This is a genomic window from Sedimentisphaera salicampi (assembly GCF_002117005.1).
GTDB lineage: Bacteria > Planctomycetota > Phycisphaerae > Sedimentisphaerales > Sedimentisphaeraceae > Sedimentisphaera > Sedimentisphaera salicampi.
Window position 1 is genome coordinate 3,163,400 of sequence record NZ_CP021023.1, and the last position, 17,001, is coordinate 3,180,400.

9 protein-coding genes are annotated in these 17,001 nt (G+C 43.6%); all 9 read left to right on the plus strand.

Annotated features, from left to right (window positions below; genetic code table 11):
* Positions 1-73: 73 nt before the first annotated feature.
* The 9 genes from STSP1_RS12205 (at position 74) to STSP1_RS12245 (ending at position 16,841) form a co-directional block, all read left to right on the plus strand.
* Entirely contained in the window at positions 74-1,390 is a 1,317-nt protein-coding gene (locus STSP1_RS12205) for a sugar porter family MFS transporter (protein WP_161944696.1), read from the plus strand.
* A gap of 117 nt (positions 1,391-1,507) precedes the next feature.
* Positions 1,508-2,857, plus strand: a complete 1,350-nt coding sequence (locus tag STSP1_RS12210; RefSeq protein WP_085756607.1) for a sugar porter family MFS transporter — start codon at positions 1,508-1,510, stop codon at positions 2,855-2,857.
* Positions 2,858-2,976: 119 nt separating this feature from the next.
* On the plus strand, positions 2,977-4,842 hold the full coding sequence (locus tag STSP1_RS12215) for a hypothetical protein (protein ID WP_085756608.1): 1,866 nt from the start codon (positions 2,977-2,979) through the stop codon (positions 4,840-4,842).
* Between the two features lie 25 nt (positions 4,843-4,867).
* On the plus strand, positions 4,868-6,955 hold the full coding sequence (locus tag STSP1_RS12220) for an alpha-amylase family protein (RefSeq protein ID WP_085756609.1): 2,088 nt from the start codon (positions 4,868-4,870) through the stop codon (positions 6,953-6,955).
* Between the two features lie 192 nt (positions 6,956-7,147).
* The gene (locus STSP1_RS12225) at positions 7,148-9,460 is read left to right on the plus strand and encodes an alpha-galactosidase (protein WP_085756610.1); all 2,313 of its coding nucleotides are present in this window, start codon (positions 7,148-7,150) and stop codon (positions 9,458-9,460) included.
* Positions 9,461-9,509: 49 nt separating this feature from the next.
* A complete protein-coding gene (locus STSP1_RS12230; protein ID WP_085756611.1) occupies positions 9,510-12,935 on the plus strand; it encodes a fibronectin type III domain-containing protein in 3,426 nt (1,141 codons plus the stop codon).
* A 215-nt stretch (positions 12,936-13,150) separates the two neighbouring features.
* Positions 13,151-13,777: a PEP-CTERM sorting domain-containing protein gene (locus STSP1_RS12235; protein ID WP_085756612.1), complete on the plus strand. Its 627-nt coding sequence runs from the start codon at positions 13,151-13,153 to the stop codon at positions 13,775-13,777.
* Positions 13,778-13,802: 25 nt separating this feature from the next.
* Positions 13,803-15,434, plus strand: coding sequence for a LamG-like jellyroll fold domain-containing protein (locus STSP1_RS12240; RefSeq protein ID WP_161491737.1), 1,632 nt, complete (start codon positions 13,803-13,805; stop codon positions 15,432-15,434).
* Positions 15,435-15,545: 111 nt separating this feature from the next.
* A complete protein-coding gene (locus STSP1_RS12245; RefSeq protein WP_204845166.1) occupies positions 15,546-16,841 on the plus strand; it encodes a uroporphyrinogen decarboxylase family protein in 1,296 nt (431 codons plus the stop codon).
* Positions 16,842-17,001: the final 160 nt, after the last annotated feature.

The following is a 17,001-nucleotide window of genomic DNA, read 5'->3' on the forward strand; positions in this document are numbered from 1 at the left end:
GTTTATTGATATTAAGTGAATTACGGAAATCATAATAATTATGGTCGAACGAAGTTATAATTTAAAGTATGTAATGTCAATCTGCATAGTGGCTTCACTGGGCGGATTTCTTTTCGGTTTTGACATTTCTGTAATTTCAGGCACTTTGTCTTATCTGGAGGGCATGTTTGATCTTTCAGGCACTTCTAAGGGCTTAGTAGTTGCGAGTGCTATATTTGGATGTGTATTTGGAGCAGGTGGGATAGGAAAAATATCCGATACAATCGGACGTAAAAAGTCTCTCTTTTTGGCATGTCTGCTTCTTATAATCTCTGCAATTGGATCCGGATGGTCGAACAGCATCGGTTTGTTTGTTTTCTATAGGTTTATAGGCGGTGTAGGTGTCGGAGCTGCCTCCGGCGTAGCCCCGATTTATATTGCCGAAGTAGCGCCTACAAAGATTCGAGGCGGACTTGTGGCCTTTTATCAGCTTGCAATTGTGGTGGGGCTTTCAGCGGCGTATGTATCAAACTATTTTATAGAATTGAATACAGCAGAGGATTCATGGCGTTGGATGTTTACTGCTGAAGCAGCGCCGGGTGTACTCTTTTTTGCAGCTATTTTTCTGATACCTGAAACGCCCCGTTTTCTCGTAAAAATCGGCAAAACTGCAAAGGCAGGCAGTGTTTTGTCCAAGATTGAAAATGAGCAATATGCCTCTAAGGAAATTGAAAATATCAAGAAGACCCTTGCCCACGTAAGAAAGGGAAGCTTGAAAGATCTCTTAGAGCCACGTTTGCTCAGGATAGTTATTATTGGAGCTCTCTTAGGCATTTTTCAGCAGATTTCAGGCGTGAATGCAGTATTGTTTTACGCACCTCAAATTTTCGAAGCCACAGGCGTTGAATTCAGCGCTTCTTTGCTTCAGTCAACATTCATCGGTTTGGTATTTATAGTTTTCTCATTTATTCCTCTTCTGCTGGTTGATAAAGCAGGCCGCAAAAAAATACTGCTTATAGGTATGGCATGCATGGCAGGATCGCTGGCAGTGATAAGTACCTTTTTCGTGATGGATAAGACTAACAGTTTTGGAATATTGATAGCAGTTCTTTGCTATGTGGCCGCTTACGCCGGCTCTATTGCAAGCGTAACATGGATTGTTTTATCCGAGATATTTCCAAACCGTATCAGAGCAGAGGCAATGGCTGTTGCTAATCTTTGCCTTTGGTCTGCCAACACTTTACTTACCCTTACATTCCCCATACTTGAAGAAAAATACGGAATACAAACTCCGTTCATAGCTTACACAGTAATTTGCGTAATCATATTCTTCTTTGTGCTCTATTACATCCCGGAAACAAAAGGCAAATCGCTTGAAGAGATTGAAGAAGAGCTGGTCGGCATAAAATAATTCATATATTGCATAATTTTTGCCATCACAAACCAATGGGATTAAGCAGCGGGTAATCGTAACTTTTACATGGCCTAAAGTTTTATGTTAATGAATTAGGGAAGCGTATATTAGAGAATGGAAGAAAGAAACTATAATTTCAAATATGTTATGCTTATCTGCATAGTGGCTTCCTTGGGCGGATTTCTTTTCGGTTTTGACATTTCTGTAATTTCAGGCACTTTGTCTTATCTGGAGGGCATGTTTGATCTTTCAGGCACTTCTAAGGGCTTAGTAGTTGCGAGTGCTATATTTGGATGTGTATTTGGAGCAGGTGGGATAGGAAAAATATCCGATACAATCGGACGTAAAAAGTCTCTCTTTTTGGCGTGTCTGCTTCTTATAATCTCTGCAATCGGTTCCGGCTGGTCGAACAGCATCAGCTGGTTTGTTTTCTACCGGTTTATAGGCGGTGTAGGTGTCGGAGCTGCCTCCGGCGTAGCCCCGATTTATATTGCCGAAGTAGCGCCTACAAAGATTCGAGGCGGGCTTGTGGCCTTTTATCAGCTTGCAATTGTGGTGGGCCTTTCAGCGGCGTATGTATCAAACTATTTTATAGAATTGAATACAGCAGAGGATTCATGGCGTTGGATGTTTACAGCAGAAGCAGTGCCAGGCGGCCTCTTTCTGGCAACGCTTTTCTTCATACCTGAAACGCCTCGTTTTCTCGTTAAAATCGGCAAAACTGCAAAGGCAGGCAGTGTTTTATGCAAAATTGAAAACGAGCAATACGCCTCTAAGGAAATTGAAAATATCAAGAAGACCCTCGCTCACGTAAGAAAGGGAAGCTTGAAAGACCTCTTAGAGCCACGTTTGCTCAGGATAGTTATTATCGGAGCTCTTTTAGGCGTTTTTTCGCAGATTTCAGGCGTGAATGCTGTATTGTTTTATGCACCTCAAATTTTCGAAGCCACAGGCATTGAATTCAGCGCTTCTTTGCTTCAGTCAACATTCATCGGTTTGGTATTTATAATTTTCTCATTTATTCCTCTTCTGCTGGTTGATAAAGCAGGCCGCAAAAAAATACTGCTTATAGGTATGGCATGCATGGCAGGATCGCTGGCAGTGATAAGTACCTTTTTCGTGATGGATAAGACTAACAGTTTTGGAATATTGATAGCAGTTCTTTGCTATGTGGCCGCTTACGCCGGCTCTATTGCAAGCGTAACATGGATTGTTTTATCCGAGATATTTCCAAACCGTATCAGAGCAGAAGCAATGGCTGTTGCTAATCTTTGCCTTTGGTCTGCCAACACTTTACTTACCCTTACATTCCCCATACTTGAAGAAAAATACGGAATACAAACTCCGTTCATAGCTTACACAGTAATTTGCGTAATCATATTCTTCTTTGTGCTCTATTACATCCCGGAAACAAAAGGCAAATCGCTTGAAGAGATTGAAGAAGAGCTGGTCGGCATAAAGTAAATTATGTTTTTTAAGGAAGGCTGCTGTGAATAGTTTTCGTATTTTTATTGTAAGCTGAAATTGCTTTAATTTGATTTACCAGAAATATTAAAATTAACTTTATTTGAAAGGTTTCAAGAATGGTTAGAAGAAATTTAGTTTTATTGCTTTCAATGCTTTTTATGGCTTTTTCGGTTCAAGGGGCTGAGAAAGGGAAATTGGATTTTGAGAAGGATAAAGCTGTGTGGAAAACCGCTGGAGGTAAAGAAGTAATAATCCCCGCCCCTGAGCTGATTATTAAAGACTGGGTGCAGGGAAAAAACAGCAAAATGCATCTTGCTGTAAATCTTGAAGGCAAGCAGGTGAAGAGAGATTTTGTTGTACTGAAATACAGCGTAGACTCTGCAGACAGTTATTACGACATAATTGGGGAATACCACCTCAAGCTTAAGCCTGCTGAAGATAATAATCTGATTCTTTGCAAGAGTAAGCTGGAATTTGATTCGCCTGTGCGTACAGACGTTACAGTAAAGAATATATTCCAAATTCAAGGCAATACAGTTAAAACAATGGCGCTGCCTGAAAGAGATGGAATTTTGCGTTCTTATAATCTCAGGTCTGGGAAAGCCGGTGCAGGTCGCTACGAATTGGGAGCAAAGGCTGCCCAAGGTGTAAACTGCAGTGAAATAGGGATTCCTGTTGTTGGCGTTGAGCTTAATAGCGTTGATTCAGGACGGACAGATTTGGCTGTCTCGATAGATCCTTATTGCGGCGGATATATTAAAGCAGGCTCTGATAATGGTAGCACAGAAGTTACAGTTTCTACTACTTACAACGGAACTGTTGTGCCGATGAATTCAGAATCACGAACTATAGCTATAGAGTTTATGGAAGACCCTGAGGGTAAACTATCTGCACCAGAAAATATGCACCCCATTCTTATGAGCTTCTATAATACTATACCAGAGATTGAACCCGGCCCGGATTGGCTGCATGAAGTAGAGCTGGTGTATTACGATTATCTCTCAGACGGCGGCGAAGGCTGGTACGAAGGTCTCAAGCATTTGGCTGAAAAAATACCCGAAGAATACAGAGACTGCGTCGCATTATGTCAGCACGGCTGGTATGATCATTTCCAAAGCTACGCATACGACCATGCCAAAGGTGAGATGAAAGAGCATTGGACAGCTTTCCCCGGTACAAGAAAAATCCCTATGAGCCTTGATAAAATGCATAAGAGATTCAAATTTGCCAAGGATCTTGGATTTAAGACGCTAATATATTTTGCCGATGGGACCAACAGTGATTCAGGCTTCAAAAAATTCAACCCGGATTTCGTATTGAGGGATAAAAACGGCAATTCAAGGCGTGGCTGGAAAGGACCGGACTCTATCGGGCGTCCTGTCAGGATGGACCCTGCAGTGGATGATCTCAGGGAATGGTTTAAAGGTTATACGAAGACTTTGCTTGATGAATTCGGAAAAGATCTGGATGGTTTTGTATGGGATGAAACTTTCTATATCCCAGTTCATACTATTTCCTACTCGCAGAAGACACCCGCATATTCAGACAGAGCTATGCTGAGTCTGGTTTCTGAATTAACTCAGATCGTGCAGTCTTATAAGCCGAATCCTGATTTGGCTTTCCTTGTATCAGATTGGGGGAATAATACAAATGCTTTGGTTTCTTCAGGCACTTGGGAAGACACGGTAATGCACCCCGACCGCTGGTACAATAGTATGTTCAGCAATTACCGCAACACCTTATGGAGCAATCTGTGGCTTCCGGTTTCAAAAGCTGTGCATAATAAATATGCCGCTCAGTTAGGTTTTCCGCAGGGTCTTTCAAACGGATGGCGCGATGATGAGGGGCCTCATGAAATGCCGCAGGATATCTTGAATAACGTTATTGAAAGATTCATTCACAACGTTGAAAATGACAATAAAAGGCCGAGGTATTTCAATGAAAACAGAGACCCTGTCAGATATTTTAAGTGTGATAAGTAATCGTTAAAACTCAGGAACCAAAATTATGGTCAAATTTATAAGAGCGATGTGTGTTGTGTCAATTTGCCTTCTTTCTGCGGCAGTTTTCGCCGCAGAAAGGAGCAATTTATCTTTAGAAAAAAACGGCAGGGTTCTATGGTCTGCTTCTTCAGAATTGAAGGTAGAAGTTCAAAAGCCGGTTTTAACCTGCAAAAACGAGCGATCTAAGTTTAATATTGATAAACCGGAAGAATCTACCTACGGCCTGCCGCTCATCATAGAAGAAGAAACCGACGAAAGCCTATTGCCTGTTGAAGTTAAACTGAAATCGCATACTGCTAAGGCTGAAAGCATCCTTTTAACTTATGATGTTTCCAGCGATTGGCCGGTTAATATTGAAGGTCAGTACCATGTTAGTCTTTCGTCTGCTTCAGACTCCGATGCAATTTATTATGAAGCCGAGCTTGACCTCGATTTTCCTGTAAGGGCTGATTTGGAAGTCATGAATGAATTCGAGGTTAAAGATTCCTCGGCAAGCAAAATGGTATGTCCTGAACGGGATGGCCAACTGAGAGTTTATGAGCTCAATCCCGGTAAGTACGGCACTTACGGAGCACTTCGCTACGAGATGGGAGCTAAAGCAGCATCAGGACTGAGCAGCAGGGAGATTTCTCTGGAATCTACCGTCGATCCCACGCAGCATCTTTACGGCTGGGATGAGGATATCCCAAAAGAATTCTCGGGGACTCCTGTCCTTGGCCCGATGATGCAGATTCCTGTAGTCCATGAGCAATTCCGTTTAACTCGCAATGAGCTGGGAATTCCGGTGTTTGGTCTCGAATTTGAAAAGGAAGATAAGAAACAGCACTTGGCAGTTTCTGTTGATCCGTACTGCGGGGCATATTTGCAGTCTGTTCCCAAAAAACAAAGCACCTCAATTACAGTTTCCACCACTTATCATGGCCAAACAGTTCCTTTGAAGAAAGAAGACCGCACTGTTTTGCTTGAATTCCTCCCTGAAAACGGGAAAGAATTAACAGAGCCTGAATGCGTTGATGCAATGCTGAATAGCTTTTACAAAACAATCCCTGAAATTCAGCCCGGCCCTGAATGGACAGATCAGATACATCTGGTTTACTACGACTTTCTTTCTGACGGCGGCGAGGGCTGGTACAAGGGGCTCCGTCATTTAGCAGACAAAATTCCCGAAAAATACAGAGACAGAGCAGCAGTGTGTATTCATGGATGGTACGATTATTTTCAGCAGTACGCTTACGACCATTCCAAAGGTGAGCTTATTGATCAATGGACTGCAATGCAGGGCACTGGAAAGATTAGTATGTCTTTGGAGCAGATGCACAAGCGTATAAAATTTTCAAATGACCTCGGCTTCCATACTCTGCTTTACTTCGCAGACGGGACAAACAGCGATTCGGGCGCACCGGAATTCAGTCCGGATTATCTATGGAGAAACAAGAAAGGCATTTCGGTTCCAGGCTGGAAAGGACCGGATTCTAAAGGGCAGCCTCTGCGGATGGACCCTGCTGTCCCTGAAGTGAGGGAATGGTTTAAGGGCTATCTCAAGGCCCTGATTAAAGAGTACGGCCAAGAGGTAGATGCATTTGTATGGGATGAAACTTACTATATTCTCCCCAACACTATCTCCTACGCTCAGGATGTGCCTACTTATTCTGACCGTGAGATGATCACTCTTACAGCCGAGCTTACCAAGATAGTCCAGGATAACAGAGAAAATCCTGATCTTGCGTTTTTGGTTTCTGATAATGGAAGAAATTTTAACGCTCTTGCGACTCATGGAACATTTCAAGACAGCGCAATGCGGCCATACATCTGGGGGCCGAGTATGTTCATCAACTACAGAAACTGCCTCTGGAGCTGCCTTTGGTATCCGGTTACATCTCCGGACTACAACCGGCATTCAGCGGAATTAGGCTTCCCTCAAGGGGTCTCAAATGGTGCAGGCAACAATAAAGGCCCTCATCAAATGCCGCAGGATTTGCTTGATCGGATTATCCAGAGATTTATTAAGAACGTTGAAAATGATAAGAAGCGAGCCCGTTATTTCGGGATTAACGGTGAGCCTGTTAGCTGCTCTTCGCTGAACAATGAATAATAACCAAATCTTATGCGGATATAGAAACTTATCTTCAAGTCCATATGTTTTTGCTTTAAACTGAATTGGATTGTCGCATATTGACAAGATTATTGCGTAATAAGGCATTGGTATGCCGGATATTTGTTATATTATTAATAATTGAAACAGCTTAAGAATATTTTTTGCTTAGTTTATAGAAAGGCTTTTTGTATGAGATTTATCAATCAATTTTCAGCAGCACTTCTGATTACTTATCTGTGTGTTGGTTTGTCTGCTTATGCAGAAGAAATGAATAAAACCTACCTCTCTGATTTAAACACTGAATTCGTTGTTCAGGGCTGGGGCAATCCTGGAGTCGATCAGTCTCTTCAAGATGATTCCCCGCTCTCAATAAAAGGCAGGGAATTTGAAAAGGGCATAGCAACTCATGCAGTAAGCTATATCAGCATAGACCTGAAAAAAGATGCACGCAGATTTCATGCTTTTGTGGGGATTGATGACAGTTCCGGTGATAAAGGAAGCAGCGCATTTGTTGTTAAAGGTGATGGAAGAACTCTCTACAAAAGCGGTGTAATTAAAGGCGGAGAAAAAGCTGAAGAACTAAATATTGATGTTGAAGGAATCAACACTCTAACTCTCCATGTTACTGATGGAGGAGATGAGTTTTATAACGACCATGCCGACTGGGCAGATGCATGGATTGAATATAAAACCCAGAAGCCCGAGATGATACCCTACCGTGCTGACCGGTTGTATGGAATAAGCGGCTGGGAAGGAAGTTCAGATTATAAAATTGCCAAGCCGGTTAAGCTCCCCTTTGTAAAACCGTTTGAAGGGGATATTACCGATTACGTAATCCTTACCTTCACAAGCACTTGGGGGGATGAATATCGTATTCAAACAGAAAGGCTTTCTGAGCAGGGTTTCAGCCATCTGGAAAAGAGCGGCCAGAGCTGCGGTACGATGAAACCTTTTGTTATGCTTCTTAACACGAAGACTAAAGAAGGCTTCGCTGTATTCCTTGCTTACAGCGGAAACTGGTCTATGGAAATAAAGCAGCCTACAGACAGCCCTGTTAAGCTTACTGTCGAATCCTCGCCGGGTTGTCTTCCTGAACTGGCCAGCGTTTCCGGCCTACCCATCCCCGGAGCTCTGATAAGCGAGTTCAAAGGGCATTGGGATTACGGCACGCTCCCAATAAGAAGATTTATCAGAAAGAATCTTCTCAGAGATTTAGGCGATAATTGGCCTGTCGTTCAGTATAATGAATATTTCGACAACAAAGGCAATTTCAATGAGCAGAATCTGCTCGAAAAGGCCGAGATAGCGGCAAGTCTTGGTTGCGAGCTGTTTGTGATTGATGCAGGCTGGTACGGCAGCAATCACCCTTGGAGAAATTCCATTGGGGACTGGTTCGTCAATAAAGATAAGCTCCCCAACGGTCTCGAGCCTGTGGCTGAGGCCGTAAGAGATATGGGTATGAAATTCGGCGTATGGGTGTCTATGGAATGTATCAGCAAGAATTCCGAGCTTATACGCAAACATCCGGATTGGGTAATGATTGACAGACGCATTGTCGAGGAGCCGGTGCCGGCTGACCCGCGGGATTGGAAAATAGCAGACCTTGATGAATACTGGCACGATGTCGGGCCTATTATAAATCTCAATCTCGGAAAAGCTGACGCTCTGAAGCATCAGAAAAAAGTTATTGAATGGCTGATGAACAGCTATGACTTAGATTATATAAAAATGGACTTCAATGTCGCATCCTCTACAGGCAGTGAGCTTTATTCAGGGAAGCAAGACCCGCTCTACGGGCACTATGAGGGGCTGATTGAGCTTTGGCAGTTTATGAGAAATAACTACCCCGACCTCGTAATAGAAAACTGCAGCAGCGGTTCTAAGCGTGCGGATGTAATGACTTCCGCATTTACTGATACTCACTGGAGTTCGGATGAAGTGGATAACCTTGCCAATCTTGCGATAAATTTCGGTTCGACATATCTCTTCCCGCCTGAAATGTGCAGCGACTGGACAACCTACCCTGAAGATAAGGAACATATGGATGTTCTTGATGTCCCCTCAAGGTTTACCGTTAATATGATGGGGCACTTCGGCCTTTCCGGCGAGATTGAACAGTGGTCCAGCAGCACAAAAGATACTGCAAGAGAAAGAATTGAATATTTCAAAAAGTACCGTCATATAATTAGAAATTCTGAAGTGTATCACCTCACTTCGCAGATAGACGTCAACAATCCTAACTCTTCAGTTGCGGTTCAGTTTGCCGATAAGACCAATGATAAGTCTATGGTATTCGCCTATCAGGGTAATGCTCCGGAAATGAAGAAAACAATTCGCCTGAGGACTTTGTCTCCGCAGAAAGAATATAAGGTTAGTATGCCCGAAAGTCTCGGCGGAAAAACGCTGAAAATAAAAGGCGAAAAGCTTCTGGAAGAAGGCCTTCAGCTGAAGTTCGCTGAAAAGGGCTGTTCCGGCATTATTCAAATTAAAAGAAACTACTAAAAAAGCAAAATTTTAACACAATGAAAGCTTTTTTACTACCGGGGGTTATATGATTAGAATTGGGAATGTTTTATTTATGCTCGCAGCGATAGCGGTTTCTCTTAATGCAGAAACGGTTTTTATAGATGATATGCTTTCGCTTTCGGGCTGGTCTTCAAATACCGGCGGCATTGGTCTGGTGAATTACGGCGACGGCAATTCTGTGCATATGAGCAGCTGGTGGTCTGACAGCAATAACTTCACTCATATGAAGCGGGATACCGGCGTTATAATTCAGGATGAGAAAGAATATGAGCTGCTGATTGGCGCAGAAGGCCATCAGCAGAATTCTTCCGATCCAGCTTTAGGCAAGCCAATCTCTGTGGAGCTTTATTCGATAAATGAATCGGTCGAGGATATCTTTCAAACTGCCTCTATAACACCTCTGTACAACTGGCCGGCAAGCACAGCTTCATTCCCAAAATATTCTATAAAATTTGACACGCTCGGCGAAGATAATCAGGATCTCATTGGCAAGAGTCTTGGCGTTCAGATTTGGGGTAATTGGTGGAACAGCCTTAGTATAGACAAGGTTGAGCTCGTTAGTTCTGGAGCCGATAATCAGCTTTCTACCAAGCTCTTTTTTGACACTTCTGCTCAGGGCGAAACCAAAAAGCTTGATTACTGGGGTGTTTGCCAAGGCTGGATTAACGAAAGTAATATGACCAGCGCTATTGATAATATGGGCGCTGAAAATATTGATTCTGTGAGATTTAATTTTTCCGCATCTGAACCTCTCAGCTATTCCGGCGGACAGCCCGTTCTCCCCGCAGGCGGTGAGATGCAAACTACCATACAAAACGCCTTAGCACAGGCTCAGAGAGTTCCAGATGCTGATCTTACGCTCGTCGCAGGAAATAAATACATCATGGATGATTGGTATATCCGTTCAGACGGCAAGATAGATCCGGTAAAAATAGTTGATGGAATCATCGCGGCAATCAACTATGTTACTTCGAATTATGGATATTCCACCGAAGACTTCGATTTTGTGGAAGTTTACAATGAGCCTGATTGGGAGTTCCCGCAGGGCTCAAGGGCGAATATGTATGAAATTATGCAGGAATACAGAACCAGATCTCAGCTCGGTTCTATTCCCATTGTCGGCCCTTCAACTTTAAGCTCTTCCAATGCCTACAGCTGGTACGACCCGAACAGAGACCTTATTGATATAGGTGCTACCCATGTTATAGGCGGTACGATGCAGTCGTTTATTGATTTCATAAATGAAGTTCATTCCGACGACAAAACTTTCCTTAACCCTGAGATTCATAATTATATTGAATTGATGATAGCAGCAGAATTGAGCGACAGGCCTGGAGAAGGCGGACTTTTCTGGGGCGAGGTCGATCCTGCTGAAGGAAGGTTCGTGAAGGCTTCTCAAGGCAAGAGAATTGCATATAAGATGCACGCACCTACTTGGAGCGGTGCAAGTGCTTATCGTGATTTGCAGGGCAGAGTTTGGCTGTTCCTCGGGTCCAGTGAGAGAAGGGCAGAAAAATCAAAATGGGAGTTTGAATGCACTAACCGCGACGTTTTTTTCGATGGAGAAGGGCCTAAAAGAGAAGTCTCTTTGAATATTGAGAACCATGCCTTTGATTTTATCGAAGTTACATGGGGAGACCGCAGCCCCGTTTATTTCAGCCAGTTTGTTGATAATCTCAGCGATAATTCAAGGCTCGCAGCAGATTTTAACGGTGTGCATCTCAAAGACGATTCGAACATTTCGGATTACTCCCGCTGGCGATTCAGGCCGGAAGGAGCATTCTACTATATCGATAACACAGCATCGCTTGAAAGCAGAAGAGATTCACGCTTAAGCGCTTGGGAAGGTTCTAATTCCTTAACCGTTGTTTCTAATTCACAAGAGAATGATTTCGTTAAATGGCAGCTTACCCAAGTTGGCGGAAGCTATTATCTTGAGAACGTTGGAAAGCAGAGGGCGGGCGAAAATCCGCGGCTTAAGATTGCTTCGGGCGCACCAGTCCTGACAGATTCTTCTGATACTTCTATGCAGGCTCAGTGGAGCTTTGCAGATACAGGCGAAACCGATTCCGAGCCCCCTTCATCGCCGGAGAATTTGTCTGCTGCTGTCGAAGATTCCATAATTACACTCAATTGGGATGATTCAGATGAATGGGATTTCAGCTCCTACAGCGTTTACAGGAGCAGAGTAAGCAGCAGCGGATATGTTGAGATTGCTGCCGATTTAACTGAAAGCGAATTTCAGGACAGCACCGCAGAAAACTCACGGAATTACTATTATGCTGTAACGGCAAAGGATGTCTTCGGCAATGAAAGCCCCCGCAGCGCAGAAGTTAAAGCAGCCTCGCACAGCCCGCTTGCTTCTGATGATTTTCAGTCTAACGATTTTGCTTCAGGGGCAGGCTGGAACGGAAACTGGCAGCTTTCCAGTTCTCCATCTCCGGTTATACAAAACTGCGGCGGCAACTACGTTTTGAAACTCACCGAAGATGCTTCAGTTTCGCGAGCTTTCTCGCAGCGGATTTATAAGCCGATCCTGCAGTTTGATTTTGATGCAGACAGCCTCGAATCCGGAGAATATGCAGCAGCCGAAATCTATGATTCTGCAAGGGGGGCATGGATCTCCGTCTGGAAGGCATACTATCACGATAACGGCGGCGATTCAATCGGAGGCGGGAATGACACCGCGGACAATTTGACTGAGGTAACAGTTGACTTAAGCGAATATGCCCCAACTGCCCAGCAGATTCGATTCAAGAGCTCTGTAAGCAGCGATGAAGGTGTTCTTTTTATCGATAACGTGAAATTATTCTCAAACAACTTCGGGAAGCCCTCAGGCTCTGTTGTATATTCTGATGGAATGTCTGTTTTATCAGGCGTGTGGAACGAAGAGTCTAAATCTGCTCAGGAAGCCGGAGAGAATGTCGGCGGGGTTCGGGTTAATACTGAAGGTGATATACCCTTTGTTGAAATGAACAGCTGGTGGGATGGTGCTAAATATACAAAAATATATACATCTGCCGGTCATACGATTTCTGAGGATAAATATTACGAAGTCAGTGTTTATATGAAAAGCTCGCTTCAGGAAGACACTAACGCAGAAATAATCCTCAGCGATGCAGATTCGAGCTGGGCTGAGATAACCTCCGAAACTTTCAATATTTCCCCTGCTCAGATAACAAAGCATACAATCGGATTCAGTACTGTAAACGGTGCAAATCAGAATTCAGTTGGCAATGCTCTTGGTATTACTGTTTCCCCCGGCTGGTGGAATGCGGTAAGCGTACACGCAGTTTATGTAGAAGAGAAAGAGTTTTTCTACCAGAGAGATACCAATCAGGATGGAATTGTCAACTTCTGTGATTTTGTTGATTTCTCGCAAAGCTGGCAGCCTTCAGATATGGAAGGAATAAAAGATTTCGCAGGCAGCTGGCTGTATAGCAGCGACTAAGCTCATTGGCGGGAAATGACAAAATATTTTCGCAATATGGCATTAAATCCCCGCTCAATCTATTTTATACTTACATTCGCTTTACGGTCTAACCAGTACATAGGATTTGCCGATTTGATCAGACGTAGAGTTATTGAAAAATGAAATTGAATATGTGTTAGAAATCGGGCGTGTTGCCCTTCTCAATTATTATTACTTTTTTAGGAGTAAAGATTATGTTAAAGCACAAATTAATTAATGGGGTTCTATTTGTTTCAGTTCTTCTCTTAACATCCCAGTCTTTTGCGGCGCTGATTTTGGAAGACGACATGGATGATTGGGGCCCGTGGTATTCCAGTACAGGAGGAATAAGCAAGGTAAATTTTGGAAGCAACGACACTGCCTTCCACATGAGCAGTTGGGAGTCTGATTTCAGATATGCTCATATGTTGCGAACCACTGAAGAAACTATCCTCGCAGAAAAAGAGTATGAAGTAAGCTTCGGAATAGTAGGTCATCAGGTGGCTGAAGAAGGTTCAACCCTTGCAAAATCAACAAAACTTCAATTGTACTTTTGGGATGAAAGCAGCAATACCTCTATTGTGCAGGAAAGCGTAGATCCTGTATATGAAGAATGGCCGCCAACCAGCGACCCGTTTCCTATGATTACAGTTTCATTCAATACATACGGCACTAATAATGCAGACGCTGTAGGAAACTACCTTGGGTTTAAGATTATGGGTAATTATGATGCCAGCCAAACTGTTGACACAGTTAAGGTTTCTGAGGTTCCAGAGCCTGCAACTCTCGCCTTGCTTGGTTCCGGCTGTGCTGTATTTATGAGAAGAAGGAAAAATGCTTAATATGTTTATTATTAAAGGGGAAAAAATGAGACTCAAATTAATTTTATCGTTAGTCGCAGGGCTGCTGGTTTCGTATTCATCAGCAGAAATTGTCTTTACCGATGATATGGACAGCCTGGTTCCTTGGGAGCTGATTACAGACGGAATGGACACTACTGAAACCGGAGACGGTACGGCTATTCGCATGAGCAGCTGGTGGGCTTCCGGCGGATATTCACAGATGGCTCAGAATACAAAGTTGACGATCCAGCCGAATGCTCAGTACAACATTATTATTGGTGCTGAGGGGCATAAAGAATCAGGGGATCCAAACGATCCCGCAAAAGCCTTTGGAGTGAATGTCTGGAGCGTGCAGGATAATCTCTGGTGGGATTATTTCATACAGCAGGATGTTGCTCCTGTGTTTAATTGGCCGGCAACTGAAGAGCCCTATGACACATACACTGTATCATTCAACAGCAGCGACCACTCAGATTTCGTAGGGCAGAAATTGGGAATTGATATCTGGACTAAATGGTGGAACAACTTCAGCGCAGACTGGATCGCAATAGAATATTCCGGCGATGCACCTCTGGTTAAAACTCAGCCTCAAGACGTTGTCGCCGAAGAAAACGAAACTGTTCAGTTCATTGTTGAAGCCTCTTCTGCTACTGCCGCAAATTATGAATGGAAGAAATCAGCCGATGCTGAGATTGACAGCGGCGATACAGTGGTTGGAACTAATTCTAACACGCTGACAGTAACCGCAAATGCCGCTAATGAAGGCTGGTACTACTGCGTTGTTTCAAATTCCAGCAGTGAAACCGATACATCAATTCCAGCAGGGCTTTGGCTTAAGCAGGAAGTTGCCAACTGGAAATTCAACAACGACCTGACTGATTCTTCAGGCAGCTGGGATGCCCAGTTAGACGGTATCGATTTTGTGGATTCAGGCCAGCAGGGCTTTGATTCTAATGCCATTGAAGGAGATTATTCTGTAAGCCTGCAAGGCGATTCTAATGCTTACCTTACTGTTCCGGGTTCAGAAGATTATTTCAATTCGTACGTTCAAGGTGTTACTGTTAACGCTTGGGTTAACACTTCCGACCCGAACTGGGCAGGCATTGTAGCCAAGCAGGACAGAGCCATTGCAGAGTTCGACCGCAGAGACTGGAGCGGTTGGATCTTGTCAGCATCTTCAAGCGGCTACCCAAGCTTTTCTGTACGCGGTACCGGCGGCGCAGCAAGTGTTGAGGGAGACGAAAGAACTGTTTATGACGGACAGTGGCATATGCTCACAGGTGTTTACGACAACGCAGCAGATGAAGTTAGGCTGTATATTGATGGTGAGCTCAGTAATTCTGTTTCAGTTGAAGATATAGCGCCGGATAAGTCGAAACAGCCTGTCAATATTGGTATAGCAGATTCATACGAATTGCATAATGCAACAAATCCATATAAGGGATTGATTGACGATGTCAGCATTTACAGCTATCCGCTTACAGCGGGTGATGTTGCCCTCAAATATGTTGAGCTTGTTCCTGAGGCAAAAATATGTGTTGAAGAAATTCCTATGGATTTCACAGACGACTGCAAAGTTGGATTTGAAGATTTTGTTCACTTTGCGGCTCAATGGATGGAGTGTAATCTCTATCCAGTTGAAAAGTGCTTTGAATAATCCATAACTGCTGACAAATAAATTAGGGCTCTGATATTCAGAGCCCTCTTTCATAAAAAATCTGTTTCTATGGATTTATTCCGCTATTGAATAGAGAGGAGAATAACAAATTTGGATACACACCAGAAAACTTTAACCTCACGCCAGAGATTACTGGAAACATTGAATCATCGCCAGCCGGACCGCGTTTGCGTTGATTTTGGCGCAGGCGGTCAAACCGGAATGGGAGCAGGGGCGGTTTACAGGCTAAGGAAAGCTGTTCTCGGTGAGGACGATAATTATCGTGTTAAAATAATAGAGCCTTATCAGATGCTCGGGGAAGTAGATGAGCCGCTCAGAAAAGCTCTCGGTATAGATGTCGCAGGCGTAGATGCCCCTAACACTTTATTTGGATTCCCGAATGAAGGATGGAAGCCTTTCGATATGCACGACGGAACGCCGACCCTTGTACCTGAAAAATTTAATTATACCATCGATGATGACGGTGCAGTGCTGCTGTATCCGCAGGGCGATAAAAGCGTTGCTCCTTGCGCAAAAATGCCTACTCACAGCTATTTTTTTGATTCGATTATTCGCCAGGAACCGATTGACGAAAACAATCTCAATCCTGAAGATAATTGCGAAGATTTTGCCCTGCTTTCTCAAAAGGAGGTTGACTATTATGCCTCAAAGGCCAAAAGCTTATACGATAATACAGAATATGGTGTATATATAACTCTGCCGGCAGTGGGATTCGGAGATATAGCGGTGGTTCCCGGGCCTTACCTTAAAAGGCCCAAGGGAATTCGGGACATTTCCGAATGGTATATGTCCACGGTTTTAAGGCCGGATTATGTTCAAAAGGTTTTCGAAAAGCAGTGTGAAGTTGCTTTGAAAAATATTGAGATGCTTGCTGAAGCTGTTGGTGATTATGCTCAGGTGGCCTTTGTAAGCGGCACTGATTTCGGCGCACAAAACTCGCTGTTCGTTTCTCCAAAAACATACCGAGATTTGTATAAGCCTTTTCATATAGCTGTGAACAAAAAGATCCACGAGCTTACTAACTGGAAAACTTTCATCCATACCTGCGGTTCTGTCTTTGAACTGGTGCCGGATCTGATTGAGGCCGGCTTTGATATTTTGAATCCTGTTCAAACCTCTGCTGCAAATATGAATCCCAGAAGCCTGAAGAATGAATTCGGCAATGATATTGTCTTTTGGGGCGGCGGGATAGACACCCAAAGCATACTTCCCTTTGGTTCGCCTGATGATGTTCGTAAGGAAGTAAACGAAAAGATTGAAATATTCAATGACGGCGGCGGGTTCGTTTTTGCCAGCATTCATAACGTGCAGAGTAATGTGCCGCTGGAAAATATGCTCGCAGTTTTTGAAGCACTGAAACAAAACGGCGTGGATGTTCAAATTTAGACGCCTTTCATTATAAGGGCAAACAATAGCCGAGAACAGAGAATAGGCAAGGGGAAATAACAAAACCTTCCCGCCTCGCGATTCTGGTAATTTTAAAGCAAATAATTATAATCAGCTCTTAGTGAAAGCTCAGTGTTTCATCGGCTAATATTGTTTTGTT

Excerpts from the sequence above, each read along its gene's own strand:
- STSP1_RS12205 (WP_161944696.1), top strand. The coding sequence starts at position 74 with ATGTCAATCTGCATAGTGGCTTCACTGGGCGGATTTCTTTTCGGTTTT.
- STSP1_RS12210 (WP_085756607.1), top strand. The coding sequence starts at position 1,508 with ATGGAAGAAAGAAACTATAATTTCAAATATGTTATGCTTATCTGCATA.
- STSP1_RS12215 (WP_085756608.1), top strand. The coding sequence starts at position 2,977 with ATGGTTAGAAGAAATTTAGTTTTATTGCTTTCAATGCTTTTTATGGCT.
- STSP1_RS12220 (WP_085756609.1), top strand. The coding sequence starts at position 4,868 with ATGGTCAAATTTATAAGAGCGATGTGTGTTGTGTCAATTTGCCTTCTT.
- STSP1_RS12225 (WP_085756610.1), top strand. The coding sequence starts at position 7,148 with ATGAGATTTATCAATCAATTTTCAGCAGCACTTCTGATTACTTATCTG.
- STSP1_RS12230 (WP_085756611.1), top strand. The coding sequence starts at position 9,510 with ATGATTAGAATTGGGAATGTTTTATTTATGCTCGCAGCGATAGCGGTT.
- STSP1_RS12235 (WP_085756612.1), top strand. The coding sequence starts at position 13,151 with ATGTTAAAGCACAAATTAATTAATGGGGTTCTATTTGTTTCAGTTCTT.
- STSP1_RS12240 (WP_161491737.1), top strand. The coding sequence starts at position 13,803 with ATGAGACTCAAATTAATTTTATCGTTAGTCGCAGGGCTGCTGGTTTCG.